This window comes from Micromonospora sp. SD19, from assembly GCF_054462275.1.
In genome coordinates, this window is sequence record NZ_JBTLMN010000007.1 from 119,357 (window position 1) to 138,449 (window position 19,093).

At 71.1% G+C, this 19,093-nt stretch carries 16 protein-coding genes; 6 read left to right on the plus strand and 10 right to left on the minus strand.

From position 1 onward, the window contains the following. Positions 1 to 3: 3 nt before the first annotated feature. On the plus strand, positions 4 to 984 hold the full coding sequence (tilS, locus tag ACX27O_RS22550) for a tRNA lysidine(34) synthetase TilS (protein WP_210864875.1): 981 nt from the start codon (positions 4 to 6) through the stop codon (positions 982 to 984). Between the two features lie 9 nt (positions 985 to 993). On the opposite strand, the gene ACX27O_RS22555 is transcribed toward tilS, so the two are convergent. Next, complete coding sequence (locus ACX27O_RS22555) at positions 994 to 1,956, minus strand: GlxA family transcriptional regulator (protein WP_030328007.1); 963 nt, start codon at positions 1,954 to 1,956, stop codon at positions 994 to 996. A 150-nt stretch (positions 1,957 to 2,106) separates the two neighbouring features. Here ACX27O_RS22555 and ACX27O_RS22560 point away from each other — a divergent pair, with 150 nt between their 5' ends. The 4 genes from ACX27O_RS22560 (at position 2,107) to folE (ending at position 6,169) form a co-directional block, all read left to right on the plus strand. Then, positions 2,107 to 2,244, plus strand: a complete 138-nt coding sequence (locus ACX27O_RS22560; protein WP_210864874.1) for a hypothetical protein — start codon at positions 2,107 to 2,109, stop codon at positions 2,242 to 2,244. A gap of 100 nt (positions 2,245 to 2,344) precedes the next feature. Further along, positions 2,345 to 2,920 (plus strand): hypoxanthine phosphoribosyltransferase, encoded by a 576-nt coding sequence (gene hpt / locus ACX27O_RS22565; RefSeq protein ID WP_030328005.1) that lies wholly within the window; start codon positions 2,345 to 2,347, stop codon positions 2,918 to 2,920. Between the two features lie 529 nt (positions 2,921 to 3,449). Continuing rightward, the gene (gene ftsH, locus ACX27O_RS22570; RefSeq protein ID WP_279515393.1) at positions 3,450 to 5,468 is read left to right on the plus strand and encodes an ATP-dependent zinc metalloprotease FtsH; all 2,019 of its coding nucleotides are present in this window, start codon (positions 3,450 to 3,452) and stop codon (positions 5,466 to 5,468) included. Between the two features lie 35 nt (positions 5,469 to 5,503). Then, positions 5,504 to 6,169, plus strand: coding sequence for a GTP cyclohydrolase I FolE (folE, locus tag ACX27O_RS22575; protein WP_458940074.1), 666 nt, complete (start codon positions 5,504 to 5,506; stop codon positions 6,167 to 6,169). A 70-nt stretch (positions 6,170 to 6,239) separates the two neighbouring features. On the opposite strand, the gene ACX27O_RS22580 is transcribed toward folE, so the two are convergent. Next, complete coding sequence (locus ACX27O_RS22580; protein WP_210860355.1) at positions 6,240 to 6,959, minus strand: hypothetical protein; 720 nt, start codon at positions 6,957 to 6,959, stop codon at positions 6,240 to 6,242. A 28-nt stretch (positions 6,960 to 6,987) separates the two neighbouring features. Beyond that, complete coding sequence (locus ACX27O_RS22585) at positions 6,988 to 9,549, minus strand: FtsK/SpoIIIE domain-containing protein (protein ID WP_458940043.1); 2,562 nt, start codon at positions 9,547 to 9,549, stop codon at positions 6,988 to 6,990. A 194-nt stretch (positions 9,550 to 9,743) separates the two neighbouring features. Here ACX27O_RS22585 and ACX27O_RS22590 point away from each other — a divergent pair, with 194 nt between their 5' ends. Then, on the plus strand, positions 9,744 to 10,307 hold the full coding sequence (locus tag ACX27O_RS22590) for a hypothetical protein (RefSeq protein WP_081883661.1): 564 nt from the start codon (positions 9,744 to 9,746) through the stop codon (positions 10,305 to 10,307). A 2-nt stretch (positions 10,308 to 10,309) separates the two neighbouring features. On the opposite strand, the gene ACX27O_RS22595 is transcribed toward ACX27O_RS22590, so the two are convergent. The 7 genes from ACX27O_RS22595 to ACX27O_RS22625 form a co-directional block, all read right to left on the minus strand. Next, positions 10,310 to 10,909 (minus strand): hypothetical protein, encoded by a 600-nt coding sequence (locus ACX27O_RS22595; RefSeq protein ID WP_030327995.1) that lies wholly within the window; start codon positions 10,907 to 10,909, stop codon positions 10,310 to 10,312. Positions 10,910 to 10,922: 13 nt separating this feature from the next. Further along, the gene (locus ACX27O_RS22600; RefSeq protein WP_030327993.1) at positions 10,923 to 12,095 is read right to left on the minus strand and encodes a M23 family metallopeptidase; all 1,173 of its coding nucleotides are present in this window, start codon (positions 12,093 to 12,095) and stop codon (positions 10,923 to 10,925) included. Then, positions 12,092 to 12,649, minus strand: a complete 558-nt coding sequence (locus ACX27O_RS22605) for a hypothetical protein (RefSeq protein ID WP_036410627.1) — start codon at positions 12,647 to 12,649, stop codon at positions 12,092 to 12,094. The genes ACX27O_RS22600 and ACX27O_RS22605 overlap by 4 nt, the downstream gene beginning before the upstream one ends. Further along, a complete protein-coding gene (locus ACX27O_RS22610) occupies positions 12,646 to 14,658 on the minus strand; it encodes an MFS transporter (protein ID WP_358127925.1) in 2,013 nt (670 codons plus the stop codon). The genes ACX27O_RS22605 and ACX27O_RS22610 overlap by 4 nt, the downstream gene beginning before the upstream one ends. Position 14,659: 1 nt before the next feature. Next, positions 14,660 to 18,058, minus strand: a complete 3,399-nt coding sequence (locus tag ACX27O_RS22615) for an ATP-binding protein (RefSeq protein WP_358127923.1) — start codon at positions 18,056 to 18,058, stop codon at positions 14,660 to 14,662. Between the two features lie 70 nt (positions 18,059 to 18,128). Next, a complete protein-coding gene (locus tag ACX27O_RS22620; protein ID WP_030327985.1) occupies positions 18,129 to 18,491 on the minus strand; it encodes a hypothetical protein in 363 nt (120 codons plus the stop codon). A gap of 13 nt (positions 18,492 to 18,504) precedes the next feature. Beyond that, positions 18,505 to 18,819 carry a hypothetical protein gene (locus ACX27O_RS22625; protein ID WP_030327982.1) on the minus strand — a complete coding sequence of 105 codons (315 nt, stop codon included), beginning with the start codon at positions 18,817 to 18,819 and terminating at the stop codon, positions 18,505 to 18,507. Positions 18,820 to 19,093 lie beyond the last annotated feature (274 nt).

A 19,093-nucleotide genomic window follows, 5' to 3' on the forward strand; every position in this document is an offset into this window, starting at 1 on the left:
CCGGTGGCCGCGCTCGCCCCGCCGGTGGCCGCGATCCGGGTGGCGGTACGCCGCGCCCTGACCGGTCTGCCGTCCGGCGGTGTGCTGGTCGCCTGCTCCGGCGGGGCCGACTCGTTGGCGCTCGCTGCGGCCACCGTGTTCGTGGCACCTCGGCTGGGCCGCACCGCGATGCTCGTCACCGTCGACCACGGCTTGCAGGACGGCTCCGCGGCCCGCGCGGAGGCGGTGGCCGCCTGGGGTCGGGAGGTTGGGTTCGCGTCGGCGACCGTGGTCCGGGTGCAGGTGGCCGGGCGCCCCGGCGGGCCGGAGGCGGCTGCCCGCGAGGCCCGCTACCAGGCGCTGACCGAGGTGGCCCGGCAGCAGAACGCGGTAGCGGTGCTCACCGGGCACACCCGCGACGACCAGGCGGAGACGGTGCTGCTCGCGCTCGCCCGGGGCGCCGGCCCGCGCGGGCTGGCCGGGATGCCCGCCCGGCGGGATCTGGGCGGGGTGCCGCTGCTGCGCCCGCTGCTGGAGGTCGGTCGGGAGCAGACCCGGGCCGCCTGCGCCGTGCTCGGGCTGAGTCCGTGGCAGGACCCGCACAACACCGACCCGTCGTACGCCCGGTCGAGGGTGCGGGCTGACCTGCTGCCGGCGCTGGTGCGGGCGCTCGGTCCCGGCGTGGTGGACAACCTCGCGCGTACCGCCCGGCTGGTGGCCGCCGACAACGCCGCGCTCGACGAGTTGGCGGGGGCGGCGCTGGCGGCGGCCCGGTGTCCCGACGGAGGGCTGTCCGTTGCGGCGCTGCTGGGCCTGGTGCCCGCCGTACGCGGTCGGGTGCTGCACGTCTGGGCCCGTGAGTTGGGCGCGCTGCCGGGCGCGCTGTCGCACCGGCACGTCGCCGCACTGGACGCCCTGGTCACCGATTGGCACGGTCAGGGCCCGGCCGACCTGCCCGGGGGTGTCCGGGTGCTGCGCCGCGACGGCCGGCTGACCCCGGGCTGAGCTGTCCGGTCAGCCGCTGTGTGCCCGGTCCCGGAAGGTGGTCCGGTAGCTGTGCGGGGTGGCGCCGACCCGGCGGCTGAAGTGGTGCCGGAGCGCGGCGGCGTCGCCGAAGCCGGACTGGTCGGCGACCGCCTCCACGCTCAACGGGGTCTCCTCCAGCAGCCGGCGGGCGAGCAGCACCCGCTGGTTGGTGAGCCAGTCGTGCGGGGTGGTGCCGGTTTCGGCGCGGAACCGGCGGGCGAACGTGCGGGGTGCCATGCCGGCGCGGGCGGCCAGCTCCTCCACGGTGATCGTCCGGTCCAGGTGGCCCATCATCCACTCCAGCACCGGTTCGAGGGTGGGTGCCTCGGGCGCCTTCGGGATGGGCGCCTCGACGTACTGGGACTGGCCGCCGTCACGGTGCGGCGGGACCACCATCCGCCGGGCCAGCCGGGTCGCGGTGGCCGAGCCGTGTTCCTGGCGGATCAGGTGTAGGCACGCGTCGATGCCGGCCGCGGTGCCGGCGCTGGTGAGGAGCCGGCCGTCCTGGACGTAGAGCGAGTTGCAGCGCACCCGGGCGCGGGGGTGGCGGCGTTGCAGCTCGTCCACGTACCGCCAGTGGGTCGTGCACTCGCGGTCGTCGAGCAGGCCGGCCTCGCCGAGCAGGAAGGCTCCGGAGCAGACGCTGAACAGGTGCGCTCCGCGGGCGTCGGCACGGCGTAGCGCGTCGAGCACCGGGCCGGGGACGGTGGTGCCCTGGCTGTGCGCGGGGATGGCCACCAGGTCGGCCTCGTCGACCGGGCCGAGGTCCGCGTGTGGGGTCAGGTGGAAGCCGGACGAGGTCCGCACGGGATCGCCGTCGGGGCTGCACACCTGGAAGCGGTAGGCGGGGAAACCGTCGGCCGTCCGGTCGGTGCCGAACACCTCGGCGAGAACGCCGAGCTCGAAGGGAGCGACCTGGTCGAGGGCGAGGACGGCAACGGACCGCAGCATGTGACGAGGGTAACCCGACAGGTGGCAGTAAATCGATGACCAATGGCATTCCTGCCACTGTCCGGTTGCTCCGGCAGGTCGCAGACTGGTCTCAGTCCGGTGCGCACCGGCGGCGAAACCGACAGCAATCATGCGAAAGCGAGCGCCGCCATGGAGTTCCTGTTCTTCCTCCTGTTCCTCGTCCTGCTCGTCGCCGCCTCGGCGGCCGGCCTCACCGTCGACAGCCACGACTCGGCCGACTGGAAGCCCAGCGACGACGGCCGCCGCTGGCGGTCACGTACCAACTGATGTGATTGGCGTTGTTTGCCCAGAAAATCCTCGGCGGGACCGCGCGAAAAGGTGCGGCCCCGCCGACGGAGGCCAGCAGACGTACGGCAGGCTAGGAGTCATGGCTGACGGCTCCTGGTACGACGCCGACATCGACCACGTGATCATCTCTGAGGCGCAGATCCGCGAGAAGACGGCGGAGCTGGCCAAGCAGGTCTCCGCCGACTACGCCCACGTGGGCGACGGGCTGCTGCTGGTGTGCGTCCTCAAGGGTGCGGTGATGTTCATGGCGGACTTCGCCCGGGCGCTGGGCCGCAACGGCCCGCCGGCGGAGCTCGACTTCATGGCCATCTCGTCCTACGGCCAGGGCACCACCTCCTCCGGTGTCGTCCGCATCCTCAAGGACCTGGACCGCGACATCGCGGGTCGGCACGTGGTCGTCGTCGAGGACATCGTCGACTCCGGCCTGACGCTCTCCTGGCTGCTGCGCTACCTCGAGTCCCGGTCGGCGGCGAGCGTCGAGGTGGTCGCGCTCTTCCGCAAGCCGGACGCGGTGAAGGTGCCGGTCCCGGTGAAGTACGTCGGCTTCGACATCCCCACCGAGTTCGTGGTCGGGTACGGCCTCGACTTCGGTGAGCGCTACCGGGAGTTGCCCTACGTCGGGGTGCTCAAGCCCGAGGTCTACGCCCGCTCCTGACGACGGGTCCCACCCCGTCGGGGTGGCCCCTCGGGCGTAATGAGCCCAACTCGCATCGGCATCCATCAAGCCGACGTTCAGCGCGCTCTCAGCTGATGCGGTTACCGTGTAGCACGGTGGCCCGGAGGTTACTCCGCGCTCGACCCCCTCGATCGCGTGACCGGGCGTTCGGGTGGCCGAGCCGGACTCCCCGCCACGCCGGCTCCACCCGGACTCGCCGTACGTTGGCTGCGGGGCTGGTGGGCCTGCCCACGGTGCGTGTCGTCGATGTCGAAGGCGCGCCGAGTGCGGAGGCTCGCAGGCTCGCTGTCGGCGTCCTCGGTCTTTTGATGGTGCACGACTGCGGGGCTCGCAAGCTCACTCCTCGCGTACACGGTGTACCGTCGAATGACCGCGGCGCGGCAGTTTTCGCGTCTCGGGGTCGAGCCGGCCCGCACGGCGGCTCCGGCCGCCGCTCAGCGCGGCGACACCATCAGACGGTCAGGACGTCGATCAGGAGGATGCGGGCGCTCCGGCGCTCGACAACAGTATGGAACGTACGCGTTTCTTCCGCCGACCGGTGGTCTGGATCATCCTGGTCATCCTCGGCGCCGTTGTGCTCAGTCAGCTGTTCACCGCTGGTCCCAGCTACCACCGCGTGGACACTTCCGTTGCGCTCGATCAACTGCACACCGCCAAGATCAATAAGGTTGTCTTCCAGGACAAGGAGCAGACGCTCCAGCTGGATCTGGCCCAGAAGACGAAGTTCGGCAAGACCGAGACCGACCGGATCGAGGCCCAGTTCCCGTACCAGGCTGGCGACCAGATCTGGAACGAGGTGCTGGACGCCAAGGCGAACAACCGGGTCACCGGCCCCGCCGACGCCAAGGTCTCCTCGGACAGCATCTGGGTGAGCCTGCTGGTCAACCTGCTGCCGATCGCGCTGCTCGTCCTCCTGCTGCTGTTCTTCATGTCGCAGATGCAGGGCGGCGGCTCCCGGGTGCTCAACTTCGGCAAGTCCAAGGCCAAGATGATCACCAAGGACACTCCGAAGACGACCTTCGCGGACGTCGCGGGTGCCGAGGAGGCCGTCGAGGAGCTGCACGAGATCAAGGACTTCCTGCAGAACCCGGCGAAGTACCAGGCCCTGGGCGCCAAGATCCCGAAGGGCGTGCTGCTGTTCGGCCCGCCCGGCACCGGCAAGACGCTGCTGGCCCGCGCGGTCGCCGGCGAGGCCGGGGTGCCCTTCTACTCCATCTCCGGCTCCGACTTCGTCGAGATGTTCGTCGGTGTCGGCGCGAGCCGGGTCCGTGACCTGTTCGAGCAGGCCAAGACGAACGCCCCGGCGATCGTCTTCGTCGACGAGATCGACGCCGTCGGCCGGCACCGCGGCGCCGGCATGGGCGGCGGCCACGACGAGCGGGAGCAGACGCTCAACCAGCTGCTCGTCGAGATGGACGGCTTCGACACCAAGGGCGGGGTCATCCTGATCGCCGCCACCAACCGGCCGGACATCCTCGACCCTGCGCTGCTGCGTCCGGGCCGGTTCGACCGGCAGATCCCGGTCGACGCCCCCGACATGGAGGGCCGCAAGGCCATCCTGCGGGTGCACGCCAAGGGCAAGCCGTTCACCCCCGACGTCGACCTCGACTCGGTGGCCCGGCGCACCCCTGGCTTCAGCGGCGCCGACCTGGCCAACGTGATCAACGAGTCGGCCCTGCTCACCGCCCGTAAGGACCAGCGCGCGATCACCAACGACTCGCTCGAAGAGTCGATCGACCGGGTGATCGCCGGTCCGCAGCGACGGACCCGCGTGATGAGCGACCAGGAAAAGAAGATCACCGCGTACCACGAGGGTGGCCACGCGCTGGTCGCCTGGGCGCTGCCGCACGCCGCGCCGGTGCACAAGGTGACGATCCTGTCCCGTGGCCGCTCGCTGGGCCACACCCTGGTGCTCCCGACCGAAGACAAGTACACCCAGACCCGCGCCGAAATGATCGACACCCTGGCGTACGCGCTGGGCGGTCGGGCCGCTGAGGAACTGGTCTTCCACGAGCCCACCACCGGTGCCGGCAACGACATCGAGAAGGCCACCCAACTGGCCCGCGCGATGATCACCCAGTACGGCATGAGCTCCAAGCTCGGGGCCATCAAGTACGGCACCAGCGGGGACGAGCCGTTCCTCGGCCGCAACATGGGCCACGAGCGGGACTACTCGGACTCGGTGGCCGCCGAGATCGACGGTGAGATGCGGGCACTTGTCGAGCTGGCGCACGACGAGGCCTGGGAGATCCTGGTGGAATACCGGGACGTCCTGGACAACATCGTGCTCGAGCTGATGGAGAAGGAAACCCTCTCCACCGCCGACATGGCGCGCATCTGCTCCCGGGTGGTCAAGCGCCCGCCGCTGGCACCGTACAACGGCTTCGGCAAGCGTCAGCCCTCCACCGAGCCGCCCGTGCTCACCCCTGCGGAGAAGGACAAGCTCAAGGCGCAGGCCCAGGCCGACGGCGCGCAGGCGTCGGTCGGCGGCGTGGCGCCGTCCAACAACTCGGACGGCACGCACTGAGCAACGACCCGACGGCCAGCTCCCCACACCGGGAGCTGCCCGTCTCCGCGACCGAACCCGACGGCGACGACGAACTGGACTACGTGGCCGCGCGGCTGATCAGCGGCAAGCTGACCGGCCGCCCCGTCGAGGACGCTGTCGACCTCGGCCGGATCGAGAAGGCCGTCCGCGAGATCCTGATCGCGGTCGGCGAGGACCCGGACCGCGACGGACTCCAACAGACCCCGGCCCGGGTCGCCCGCGCGTACGCCGAACTCTTCGCCGGCCTGCGGGTCGACCCGGCCCAGGTGCTCAGCACCACCTTCGAGGCCAACCACGAAGAGCTGGTCATCGTCCGGGACATCGACGTGATGAGCCTCTGCGAACACCACCTGCTGCCCTTCCGGGGCAGCGCGCACATCGGCTACATCCCCGGCCCCGACGGGCGGATCACCGGCCTGTCCAAGCTGGCCCGGCTCGTCGAGGTCTTCGCCCGCCGCCCGCAGGTGCAGGAGCGGCTCACCTCGCAGGTCGCCGACCTGCTGATGAGCAAACTCGCACCCCGCGGCGTCGTCGTCGTGCTCGAATGCGAGCACATGTGCATGGCGATGCGGGGCATCCAGAAATCCGGCGCCAAGACCATCACGTCGGCCGTACGCGGCATCCTGCAGACGGACTCCAAGTCGCGGGCCGAGGCGATGGCGCTGATCATCCCCCGCTGACAACCCGACGCACCACGGCCGGCCGACACCCCCTGGCGGGGACGGCCGGCCGTTGCGTCCCTGGTGCCCGTCAGCCGGCGAGCAGGGCCAGCAGCAGCCCGGCCGTGGCCAGCACCGCCGGCACCAGGCACACCAACGCGCCGAAACGCGCCGTACGGTCCAACCGCTCGGTGGGACTGACCCGGAACAACCGCCCGATGCCGATCCAACCCGCGACGAACGCCACCGCCGGCATCGGCAGCCCACAGATCAGCGCCGCCACGGTCGCCGGTCCCACCCCCGTGGCCGCCAGCACCACGACCTGGATCAACGGCACCAGCAGCGCAAACGGCCCGTACACCAGGAGGTTGCGCGCTCGCGCGGGCCAGGACCCCGGCCGGATCCGGCGGCGTGCGGCCAACGCCGCGTCAGCCGCCTCGGCCCACCCCCGCGCGGACCGCAACGCCGCCAGCACGGCCGCCGGACCACCCGCCATCGACCGGGCCGCCTCCGACACCTCCGGCGGCGACGGCACCAGAGAGATCGCCGGTACGCCCAACTCACGCAGCCGTTCCTGCTGGCTCGCCAGCCCGGTACGGAGCACCGTCAACTCCTCCCGCGCGGCCTCCGCCGACCGGGCCTGCTCACCGGCGGCCGCAGCAGCGCTACGGCGTACCCCGTCCAACTGACGGGCGGCCGCAAGATACCCCGCCCAGGCCGTGCTGGGCTCGACAGCCGGCAGCGTGGCGTCCCCGGTCGCCGCAGCGGCCCGCTGTCGCCCCGGCCCGGTCACCGTCGCGTTCGAATTCACCTCGGCACCCCCCACCCGCGCCACCCGATCAGCCGGCCCCGTCGGCGAACGGCACCAGGACGGTGCCCCGCTCGTCCGGGCCGTCCCAGAGCACCGCCCGGTCGGGGCGCGCGTGCCACTCGACCGGCCGGCCGAAGACCGCGGTGAGCTGCGCGACCGGCACGTCCAGCACTGCCACCGCAGCCAGCTTGTCGACTTCGCCCGCCGGCTCGAACAACGCCGCGAACGGCGGCACCGCACGCCACCAGCCCAGCAGATGCCTGCCCGCCGGAGGCCCGTCCCGCAGCAGCGACCGCAGCCGGTCCACCGGCAACTCCCGAGGACCCGGCCGGTCCAGCCCGAACACCACAAGGTACGTCGGCAGGTCGTCGGCAGTGTCCGCGAGCAGCGTCGGCAGATCCACCAACTCGGCCGAATGCCGGGCCGCCAACTCGGCCGTCAACGCCTGCGCCAACGCCCGGGAGCCCGGGTCCGGTGCCGCCACCAGGAAACGGGCGCCACCCGGTGTGTGGTGAGCCGCTGTGCTCCGCGCCGCCGTCGCCAACAGCCCGCCCGCCGCGGTGCCCGAGCCCAGCACCGCGAGGTTGCGCCCGGCCGCCGGCCCCAACGGCACCGCAACCGTCGAACGGGCCACGTCCACCGCCCGGCCCAACAGGGCGGCCGGCCCGTGCGCCTGCCCCGCCAAGGCCGCCCGATGGCGCGGATCGTTGCCGAGCAGAGGCCGGGCGTAACCAGCGAAGACCACCGGCGGCACCGACCCCGTCGGACGCGCCGCCCACAATTCGTGCCGCAACGCCTCCACGACCTCCGGATGATCCTGCGGATCCGGGTGACGGATCAACCGCTCATGACCCCGGATCGCCCCCCGCGGACCGCCGAGCCCACCGGCCGTGTTCACCACCGCACTGCCCACCGGCAGACCGGCGGCCGAGTCGTTCGTCGGCTCCAGCACCGGACTGCCACCCGGCAGCGCCACCCGAACCGGAAACTGCCCGAGCACCGAATCGCGATGACCGGCGTCGGCGCGCGCACTCAACCCCAACTCACCCGCACCGGCCAACACCAGGTGCACGCCGTACGCCCGGCCGGCCCGGGCCAGCGCGTCCAACTGGGCGGCCACCTCGGCGGCCAGCCGATCCCGCCCGGCGAACAGCAGTGGCGCATTGTCCACCACACAGACGATCCGCGGCAGCGGCTGATGCTGACGCAACTCCGCGAAGCGTTGCCCCCCGGCCCGCGCACCCGCCTCCGTGCGGCGCTGGACCTCGGCCGTCAACTCCTCAAGCAGATCCCTGACGTACTCCCGGTCGGCAGCCATCGCCGCCGCCCGCACCTGCGGAACCCACGACCGGTCCCGCTCGGTCTGCAAAAACTCCACGAAGGACTCGCCGTCGCCGAGATCCGCCAGGTAGAACGCCAGGTCATCCGGGCCGTACCGGGCGGCCAGGCCGAGCAGCGCGGTGGTCAGGAACGCCGCACGGGCCGCCGCGGAACGACCGCTCACCAGCCAGTGCGGGGTCAACTCGGTGAAACCCAGCGACACCGACCGGCCCCCGGCATCGCCGACCGTCGTGGTCAAACCGTCGGCCGAGTCCGACTCCCACAGCCGCTCACCCGTCGGCGGCAGCAGGGCCCCCAACGCCAACCGGGAACCCGCCTCCACCTGCTCGGCGAGCCGCCGACAGACCGCGTCGACCAACTCGGCCGGCGGGTCCGACTCCACGAAGACCGGAGAGTTCAAACCACCCGGCGGATCCGCGCCCGGGCCGGCGAACGACGCCCCCGGCGGGTCACCGAGCAGCGCGTACGCATTACGCAACGCCAGCGCGGTGCTGAGCGGCAGCGGTGCCCGGGCCGAGTACGGGCCGGCGGGAGGCCAACCCGCCACCACCAGGTGCAGCCCCGCTGCCGGCCCCTGCTCGGCCAACGTCTCGATGCGCGCCAGATCGGTCGGACCGGTCGACTCCGGCAACGCGGCCACCACCAGCAACAGCGTCCGGTCGTGACGACGACGCCCACTCGCCCCCGGCGTGACCCACTGCTCGGCCTCGGTCAGCACCGCACGCAGACCCGCCACATCCACCGCCGGCGGCGGCAGCAGACCGGCATCCGCGAGCGCCCCGAACGGCGTCAACACCGCCCCGGTGGCATCCACCGCGCGAATCAACAGGGCACCCGCCGGTGCCGCACCCAACAACCGCAGGAGTACGGCCCGGAGCAACCCCGCCACTCGCGCCTCGCGCGCGTCAACGTCCACGCTGAGATGACCGGTGCCGACAAGTGGCACCAACGCGGGGAAACGAGCGTCGTCCAACGGCGCCGCAGTGCCGACCCGAACGAACGGCGGCGGACCATCACCAGCCGGAGAGTCCACGGAAAGTGAATCCAGCGCCGCGCCCGCCCAACCCGGAGCCACCAACGCCGCAGCCGCCCGTAGCCGGTCAGCCACCTCGTACTGACGGCGCTGATCCGCCGGAGCCGGCCGCGTCTCGTCCAGGATTCCGGCAGCCGCGGTCGCGACAGCCGTCGCCCGACGGTGCAGGGCTGCGGCGCGGTTCGTGCGAGCCTTCGGACCGGCCACCGCGTCCACCCCCTCTACCCGAGGTTGGCAACCCCTCCCAAGCAGAGACGGTATCCCAGCCGCGGGCGCACCTCCGGGAGGTGCCTCGGCGCTGCGCCGGTGTTGTCGCGGATCTCACCGGTGGGGAGGGGTCCGTCACGATCCGCTGGATCTGAGGCATTGGCTCCGGAGCGTCCAGCCGATAACTTCAGGAGGTGGAATCAGTGCAGCCCCCCGCCGGTTCCCAGGTCTCCCGCGTACCGGCCCAGCGGACACCGTCCGAGCAGCTGCCGCCCGCCCCGGCAGCGCCGGCACCGCAGCCCCCACGCCGCCGGATGCGGACGGTTCTCACCGTCGCCGCTGGCGTGCTCGCGCTGCTGTGTCTCGGCGGAATCGCCACCGCCTACGTCTGGTACGACCGCGCCTCAGCCCCGGATCGCAGCGCACCCGACGTAGTGGTGGACAACTATCTGCGCGCGTTCCTTGTGGATCGCAATGACACGAGAGCAGACCTCTTCACCTGCGAGAGCGGAGCCGACCTTCAGCCCGTTCGAGACCTGCGAGCTGAGGCTGAGCAGCGTGAGGCGAAGTTCGGGGTCACTGTGCGAGTCAGTTGGGGTGCACTGACTCGCACACAGTCGGGTGCGGGAGAAGTTGTTGCCACCACGCTGACTATTTCCGGCGCTGCTGAGGGTGTCGTCCGAAGCAGTCGCCGAGAGGACTGGACGTTTACTGTCGTCGAGGATGACGGCGGTTGGCAGGTATGTGGCGGCGCACGTGCTGGCTGATGTCACTCGATCCAGAGCAGGTGAACCGGAACCTCCAGCGTGGTGGGTGACTGGCCGCGCCAGGCCCAGCGGTACCACTCCACCTCGGGTGTGATCCGCACGCAGATGTCCCCTTCGGCGCCTGAGTAGGTCTCGGTGACCGCTCGAAGGTCACGGTGCTCCAGGCCGTTCTCGACGTGCACCACCCGCCGCCCGGTGACCGCGTCGGCTTCGAAGACCGGCGTGGGAGCCCGGTGTGCCGGGCCGTCCAGCGAGACCAACCGGATGCCGGTGTCCCGGGCACCATCCACCACCGGTCGGCTGCCGACGGTCTCCACCCAGACCCGCTCCACCGGCACCAACGGAGCGAACACCTCGACCTGCTCGGCTTCGGCCCGGTACCACTCGTGCTCGGGAATCACCGGCACGTAGGTCCGGGCGTTCTGCACCACCCGGTCGTCCGCGCGCAGATCGCCACGCCAACCCAGCCCGGGCAACCCGACCAGCACCCGTCGCCCGCGTAGGTCGACCCGATCCGTCGCGGGGACGATGGCCAGCGGTCGAGGTGGTTGCGGTGCCCAGTCGGGCTGGTCGGCGAACGGGTCGGGCAATGGACCGGTCATCCCCGCGGTGACCTCACTCAGCGGCGCGCAGCGGGGCGCCCCGCTCGCGCATGAACGGGACCGGGTTCACCGCGCCGGAGGCGCTGCGGTTGTTGCGCAGGTGTACCTCGAAATGCAGGTGCGGGCCGGAGGAGTTGCCACTGCTGCCGACCTTGCCGATCACCTGACCGGCCGTGACGATCTGGTCCTTTTTGACGAAGGGCTGGACCACCATGTGGCAGTACCGGGTGATGTAGCCACCGGCGTGCAGCAGGTCGACGAACCAGCCGCAACCCCCCTTGCCGGGAAATCCGTCCACGTTGCAGTCCTGGCGGCCGCGGTGGTCCTCGTCGCAGGTCGAGACCAGCACCCGACCGGTCGCTGCCGCGCGGATCTCGGTGCCTTTGGCCGCGCCAATGTCGACGCCGTTGTGGCTGGGCCGGCTGGCGGTGCGGAAACCGGAGCCCACTCGGCCGGGTATCGGCGCGGTCCAGCCGGAGGCGGCGATCTGGCCGCGTTCCGCCGCGTTGCACACCGCCTTGCCGTTGATCTCGACGGTGCGGGCCGCACCGCCGGCCAGCGCGTCCACGATCCGGCTGGCCACCTCCTCGTGTTTGGCGTACGCGTCCGGGTACGCGCTGACCTGCACCCGCTGCGCGACAACTGTCAGCGGTCGGCCCTGCCAGCCCTGAACCTTGACGAGCTTCTCGTAGAACTTGCGGGCCGCGTACGCCGGGTTCAACCGCTCGGCGACGGAGCCCCACCCCGGACGCTGCTGGAACAGGCCCAGCGAGTCGTGGTCCGCGCCAACGCCCTCGTGGGGCAGGGCCAGGGACTCGGGTACGCCGCTGTTCGCCAGGTTGCGAAGGGCGGATTCCTGCATCGCGGTGGCGAGGGCGATCACCCAGCCGCGCGACGGCACGCCCATGTCCTGACCAACCTTGATGATGATCGCGGCATTGCGGACCTGGCTGTCGCCGTACTCGGCGAACCGCGGCAGCTTGCCCGCGACGTTCACCGCTCGGATCGGTCCGCATTCCATTCCCGCGAGGGCGTCCCCGTTCTCGGCGTCGTCGCCGCCGAGCCCGGTGAGGAAGAACGCCGCGGTGCCGCCCGTGCAGCAGAGCAGAAGCAGCATCCCGGTGAGCACCGCGGCGATCAGGCCGAGCCGGGGCCGGCGGCGAGTGGGGCTATCAACGTCGCTCACGGCCGCTCCCAGTCCAGAACGTCGACCAGCCAACCATCGTCGGAGGTGACCAGCTCCAGCCGGAGCCGGCCGGTATCGAGGGGGAGCAGCAGTTCGACGAACGTCTCGGTTCGCTCCCGCATGGTCGGCGGACCGGTGACCTTCTCGGCGGGCACGCTCTCGGGCTCGGCGCCGGTCAACTTCTCCCTCAGCGCCGGTGTGGAGAGCGGCCGCAGGCCAGCCTGCCAGTCTTCGGTGGTCATCCCGGGGCGACCCAGCCAGGCTGCGGCGAAGCGGTCAGCGGTCTGTTCGGGGGTGCGGGCACCCGGCGACGTCACGGGTGACGGCGGAGCCGCGCTGTTGAGCAGGCCGTCGTCCCCGGCTGTTGGGTCCACGGTGATGATCGGTCCATCAGGACGGTTGCTCAACCCATCCGTCGAATCGACCGGGTTGCCGACCAGCCGGGCTGCCCCGAGCACACCGACAACCACCACCCCGATCAACAGGGCAATGCCCAGCCGGGACCGCAGCGCCCGGGTGAAGAGGAACTCCAACGCCCGCCGCATGGCTGTCACCTCGCCTCTGAGCGCACCCGAGGTCCGGTGCGATCCGGCGCTCGTTCGGAGGAGCCCGGGCGGTAGACCACGAACGACGGGTTCTCAGCCGGCACATCGGGTTCGGTCCAGGTCGCCGGCTTTCGGCGTCGGGGCTGCGGTGCCACCGGGCGGCTCCGACCGCGACCCTCCTCGGCCGGCGCATCGTCGGGCCGCTCTCGACCGTCCGGACGCACCGTGTCGCTGCGCCGGCCCTCGGCGGCGGCGGTCGGGACCGGGGCCGGGTCCTCCCGCCGCGCCTCCGGTCGTAGCCGGGTCTGCTCCGCGTCGGGTGACCGTCGACGTCCGCCCACCGGTTCGGCGGTGCCGCCCGGCTCCGCCACGTCCAGCCGCGCTGCGGTCCGCATGTCACGGAAGAACCGGCGGTGCCAGGAGCCGGCCGAACTCACCGCTTCGCTGCTGTCCTTGCCGCCGAGTTGGGTGATCCGTCGGTACGGCCGCAGCAGCAGCCATCCGACCACCCCACAGAGCCACACCAGCACCACCTGAAGCCAACCCGGCAGGGTGGGAGTGCTCATGATCAAATCAACCGCGAACAGGTAGATAGCGGCGCCAGTGCCGAAAATGGCAATGTTGAACACTGCGGCAACGACCGCATTGGCCAGCCGGCGAAGCCCGGCGCTGGCCGGTCGGAGTAGACCGATGGTGCCGAGAATCGGGGCAGCGATCACCGCCCAGCGGAAGATCAGGAAGCCGAGCAGCACGAGCACCGACGCGGTGAGGTCGAACATCGCGAAGAGCACTGCCGCGAGTACCGCGATGAATCCGGACCCAATCCGGTCCATATCTCGGGTCCCCGTCAGGAACTCGTACGCCTCCGGGTCTTCAGTCTTGATCTGCTCGGCAACCGTCATCCACTGCTGTTGCTTGGCCTTGATCGTGGCATCACGGGTGGCCGGGTTGGCACGGAGCTTTTCCGACTCCTCCCAGGAGAGGGCCTTCGCGTCGTAGAGTGCCGGCCCGTACTTACGAGCGGTCTCGCTGTCCGCCGAGCCGAGTACTCCACGCAGCCAGTTGCGGTAGAGCATGGATTCGGTGGCAGTGTCGCTGGCCCGGACAGCCGGCGGTCGGTTGTCCTTGCAGGCCTTGGGATCCGGATCGTCGCATTGATCCGGCGGGGTATCCCTTGAAGCCGGGCCTATGGCGTCGTGCACGACGCCGAGCGAGGTGATCAGAGTGCCGTCCGCGATGTTCGCCGACTTGACCGGCCAGGCGGCCAGGGCCGTGACCGCCACCATCACCAGCAATGCCCAGCCTGCGGTGGTCATCGCGTTACTCATGTCCGATTGCCGGGAGCGCCAGAGCAGGTAGAGGCCCACCACGCAGAGCGTGACGATCCCGAAGACGCTGAACACCTTCTGGTAGACGGCTTTGGTGGCCTTCTCCACCAGTGGGTCGGCCCAGTCCCACATCGCGCGTGGATCCCAGGCCCGTTCCCGCAGGGCGTTCGAGGCGCCCACGACCGCAGTGGCGATCATGAGCTCACCGTTGGCGACCGTGGTGGTGAACTTGTAGTCCGGATGGAGAATGGTGGAGGCGCAACCACCATCCACGTCATAGGTGTTGAAGCTGTAACCGCCGTACCCGTAGTCGCTGTAGATGCCCTTCGGCCCGGGCAGCTTTGACGAGTCTGGGCGGGAAGCGAACCAGCCGGCAAGGCCAGAATCCGGGGCGGACGGTACAGGTGGCTTTCGGCAATCGATCTCAGCCTGGCTGACCTGCTTCAGCTTGCCCACGCAGGTGCGGAAGTCGGCCTGCCATTCAGCGGTCGTGCAGAGGTCGGCGCGGGCCTGGGCGGCTGGTGGTGCGGCGGCGGCGGCCTCCGCGCCGATCAGCGGCCAGGTGAGGCTGGCCCCGGCCAGTACGCCGAGGGCGAGCAGGAACGACGTGAGCCTTCCCCAGGCTCCCGGGCCTCGGTCACGGCCCTCCGCCTCGGCTCGACCGAGGACCTTGACCCAGGCCCTAGCCATGTCACGCCTCCAGATCCGGCAGGGGGATGCTCGGCAGCACTCCGGCCGCTGCGGCGATCGCGGCGGGCGTCGTGTCGAGGTGGTCCAGCAGGCCTTCGACGTACGAGACATCGACTCGGACCTTCTGCACCCGGCCGTCGACGTCGCGCATCACGAACTCACGGAAGCCGAGTCGGCTGGACGAGCTGGTGTCGGCGGCGGAGAGTGAGGCGAGGGTGGCCTCGTACCCGTCGTTGACCGGCACCCGCAGCAGCCGCAGGGCCTCGGAGGCGATTTCGGCGTCCTCGGCGATGCGGCCGACGAAGACGGTGGAGACGAGGTTCTGCACGTCGAGGCCGAGGATGTCGCGGGGGTTCTGGGAGGCGACCAGCGCGGCCAGGTTCCACTTGCGGGAGTCGCGGGCGAGCCGGACCAGGAAGGAGCGCCCGGAGCGCCAGCCCTCCATGAAGTGCGCCTCGTCCAGGCCGACGAGCTTGCGGGACGACATCGAGCCGCCGTAGCAACGCCGGACGGCGAGCCGGTGCGCGGTGTGCAGCATCGGCAGGGCGAGGGCTTCCTCGGCTGACCAGTACTCACGTTCGATCTTGAGGTCGGGCAACCGCAGCCCGGCCATGGTGATGACGGTGAGTGCCGCGTCGGCGCCGAGCAGCCCTTCCGGCGGTCGGCCGAAGAAGAGCATGGCCAACGGCATCTCGGCGGTGTCCAGCAGGAGGTTCGCCAGTTCCTTCCCGGCGTCGTCGTCGAGCCGCCCGAGGCAGCTCACCACGTCGTCCAGGGTGGAGGTTTCCTCGGCGGGGACCTGCCGGACGGCGTGCCGGAACAGGGTGGCTGTCGACGCCTCCCTGGCCACCTGCGGTGGGACGAGCATCATGCAGATGTCCTGGACCAGCATCCGCCGCTCGGCCCGGGCGTTGGAGACGGCGATTTCGAACTCCCGGTCGCCGGAGGCTCCGGGGCCGAACTCGGAGCGCAGCGGCGTCGGGATGAGTGAGTAGGGCGCCAGGGTGCCGTGCTCCGAACCGGTCAGGTTCAACACCCGGGAGTACGGCCGCAGTTCGGGCATCGCGCAGAGGCGGGCCAGCGGGCCGGACGGGTCGAGCAGGGTCACCTGGACACCTCGGCGGGCGGCCAGGTAGCCCAGGGCGCCGAGCAGTGTCGACTTGCCACCGCCCGGTTCGGCGACGAAGACCGCGAGCCCGGAGCGTTCCCGGACCTCCATGGGGAAGTGCAGGTCGAGGAAGACCGGGCGGCGGCAGGTGCCGGCGGTCCGGCCGATGAGGTCGCCCCGCCGGTCGCCCACGTTCGATGCTGCCTGGGGGAGCGCGGCGGCGAGCAACGGCACCGGCATGCGCCGGACGTAACCGGTGTTGGCGATCGGCTCGCCGGGGATGAATTCGCGGGCCAGCCAGTCCTGGTTCTTCGGGTGCTGCAATGAGATGCGCAGCTCCCGGGAGTAGAGCTGGATGAGCCGGCGGGCCCGCTCCAGGCATTCCTCCCTGGTCCGGCCGCCGACCGCGATCCGGTGCCAGCCGTGCGCTCGGGCCGAGTCGACCGGCAGGCCGGTGGTCATCTCGTCGCCGATCACCAGGGCGCGCTTGGCCAGTCGCTCCAGCTCGGGGGGCGCGTCGATGCCGTGTTCGGCGTAGTCGAGCTGTTGCGAGCGGATCATCCGCAGCCGGTGTTCGAGATTGCGGAAGGAGTCACCGGAGCCGAGGATGTCGACGCGGGTGGAGATCTCCATCGGCCACGGCAACCGCTCGTGGAAGTGCAGCCAGGGCTCGTGCCGTTCGGGGATCTCCAGCGGCTCCATCCGGCCGACGGCGAGCACGGCCACGTGCCGCTCCTCACCGGTCATCCGGTTGACCAGTTTCACCGTCGAGCCGTACGGGGTGCGGTAGCGCTCCACCTGCTCGGTCATGGCGAGCAGGTCACCGCGCTCCCAGCGCCCGTCGGTGACGGGGGAGAGGGTGCTCGGCGGCGACATGCACAGCGCCACCGAGCGGTAGAGCAGCCATTCCAGCTCCTGGGCGGTGACCCGCCGGCCGCGCATGCCGAACGCGCCGAGCACCTCGTCGAACTGCTCGACGGTGCGGCCCAGCTTGCGGCGTTCGCCGTCGGCGGTGCCCCGACCGAAGGTGCGCAGCAGCCGCTCGGTGAGCGAGTCGCCGAGTGAGCGGCGGGCGAAGGTGACCCCCAGGTAGGTCTGCCCCTCGGCGTGGTTGACCGCCATCAGGTGGCGTTGGGCGGCGACCAGGTGATCGGCCCAGCCGGTGGTGCCGGGGACGTCGGGCAGCGGTGCCGAGGTGTGCGTGTCGATCGTGCGGGCCCACTCGTCGGCGGGGAACGGCCGGGTGGTGCGGCGCAGGTGCAGTCGGAAGCCGGCCAGGCCGGCGTACTGCTCGGAGATCGCCGACAGGAGCGCCTCACGTTCGGCGTCCGGCCGGAACGCCCAGCGGACCTCGGGCAACCAGTACCAGGCCGTGACGGTGTTCGGCGTGAAGGTCAGGTGGCCGGCGATCTCGGTGATGGCCAACTCGACCGACGGGTCCCGGTCTCCGAACTTGATCTTTGGAGCCCGTACCCGGGTCGGCTTGATCGGTCGGTCCGCTCGGCTCGCCGCACGTTGGCGGGGTGCGGCGACCTCCTTGCCGGTGGACGCGGTGCCGGTGCTCCTGGGGCGACCCGGGTCGGCCGCCCGCCGCGCCGTGCGTTCCAGGGCTGGGCGGTCAGTGCCGGCGATGCTGGCCGGCTGCGGGGCCGGTGCGGTGGGCCGGGCCGCCTGTGCCGGGGGTCGGCTCGGCGGGGCGCCGGCTGGCCGGCCGGCGGGGTCGGTGGTCGCCGCCGATGGCCCAGGGCCGGTGGCCGGGGCGGGCTCGTCCGGCGGACGCCGCATCGGCCGTCGATCGCCGGCCTGATGCGGCACCCGGGACTCGGTCGGTTGGCCGCCTCCGTGGCGTGCCTCGACGGGTCGGACACCGCTGCCGGGCTGGTCGGCGGGCGTCCACGGCGGCTCCACTTCGGGAACCGCACGGGCTGGTGCCGAGCTGGCGGTGGGTGGCGGCTGGTGCGGGATCGCCGGTTGCTCGCGGGTGCTCGGGCCGGCCGTGACGGCTCGGGTCGCGCCGGGCCGGGCCCCGCCGCCGAAGAGGTCCAGGAAGGGGGAGTCGATGTCGGCGTTCTCACCGGCCGACACGGTGCTGGGTTCGGCCGGTGGGGTCCGGCGGGGGACCGGCCGGGGGGCCTGGAACACGCCGACGGCACCGTGACCGGGCGACGTCACCAGCGCGGGGTCGAGGGCGACCTCGTCCTCGTCTTCGGTGTAGTCGAATGAGTGCGCACGGTGACCGGCCGGCGCGCCTGGGCGGCCGGCCGGGGAACCCGGCGTGGAGGAGCGGCTCATGCCACCGCCTCAGCGACTGTCGGCAGACCCGTGCCCGCGTCCGGTGACGGACCGTTCGCCATGCTTCCGGTCATGCCAGCTCCTCCCGAATCCTGATCCGGCTGCCGACCAGGCGCGGATCGCGCTGCTCGACCGCCGGCTCCCGGGTGCGTCGCCAGTCGGTCAGCGCGGTGCGGATGACCACCCGCGCCGGCCGGTCGGGGTCGACGTGCCGGAAGATGAACGACGTGGTCACGATGGCGAGCGCGATCTCCCAGGCCGGGAAGAGCTCGACCGTCAACGTGAACAGCCAGTGGATGAACATGTAGAGGGGGACCAGCAGGATGAAGAGCCCGTACTGGGCGTAGGGCAGGTGGACCGGAAGGGTGTAACCGGGCGGCCCGAGGTAGACCAGGCGGGCCCGGTAGATGTCGTCGTCGGTGCGCAGCCGCATCTGGTGAACGCGCCTATTCGAAGATCAGGTCGATCAGGTAATCGCCGACGAAGAAGAGTGTTGCCGCGCCGGCGATGAAGGCGAGCCCGACGATGGCGATCGCGGAGCTGGTCAGCACCTTGGAGATCTCACCTCGGCTGGCACGGCCGATGAAGATGACGCCCAGGACGGCGAGCAGGATCGGCGCGATCTTGCTGGCGAAGAAGGTGACGACACTGTTGGTGTCGATCCCCTTCGGTGCCGGCTCCGCGAGTGGAGCCGACGCCAGGGTGGAGAGCGCGTGGGCGACGCCGGACGACGCCGTCTCCATGAGCTCGAAGGCGATCACTGGAACCTCCCCATAGCGCGGCCGGCGGTGCCGCGGCGGTGCAATAGGCAAGCCTTGCGGGAAAAGTGCTCCACAGGGCATGGCGTTCTTGACCCTGTGTTCGTTACTCACCACGGAGGGTGGCGAGGTTTGGGCGGATTTCCCCCGCTTCGGCCCTCCCTCCAAGCTTCGCCATCTCGATGCTGGCCAATTCCAAAGCGTACGGGCCGCCCCGGATTGCGACAAGCCGCGAAGGGCCTGCCTGATGCTGCCCGGATGACCGATCGTACACCTG

Excerpts from the sequence above, each read along its gene's own strand:
- ACX27O_RS22555 (WP_030328007.1), bottom strand. The coding sequence starts at position 1,956 with ATGCTGCGGTCCGTTGCCGTCCTCGCCCTCGACCAGGTCGCTCCCTTC.
- ACX27O_RS22560 (WP_210864874.1), top strand. The coding sequence starts at position 2,107 with ATGGAGTTCCTGTTCTTCCTCCTGTTCCTCGTCCTGCTCGTCGCCGCC.
- hpt (WP_030328005.1), top strand. The coding sequence starts at position 2,345 with ATGGCTGACGGCTCCTGGTACGACGCCGACATCGACCACGTGATCATC.
- ftsH (WP_279515393.1), top strand. The coding sequence starts at position 3,450 with ATGGAACGTACGCGTTTCTTCCGCCGACCGGTGGTCTGGATCATCCTG.
- ACX27O_RS22595 (WP_030327995.1), bottom strand. The coding sequence starts at position 10,909 with ATGACCGGTCCATTGCCCGACCCGTTCGCCGACCAGCCCGACTGGGCA.
- ACX27O_RS22610 (WP_358127925.1), bottom strand. The coding sequence starts at position 14,658 with ATGGCTAGGGCCTGGGTCAAGGTCCTCGGTCGAGCCGAGGCGGAGGGC.
- ACX27O_RS22615 (WP_358127923.1), bottom strand. The coding sequence starts at position 18,058 with ATGAGCCGCTCCTCCACGCCGGGTTCCCCGGCCGGCCGCCCAGGCGCG.
- ACX27O_RS22620 (WP_030327985.1), bottom strand. The coding sequence starts at position 18,491 with ATGCGGCTGCGCACCGACGACGACATCTACCGGGCCCGCCTGGTCTAC.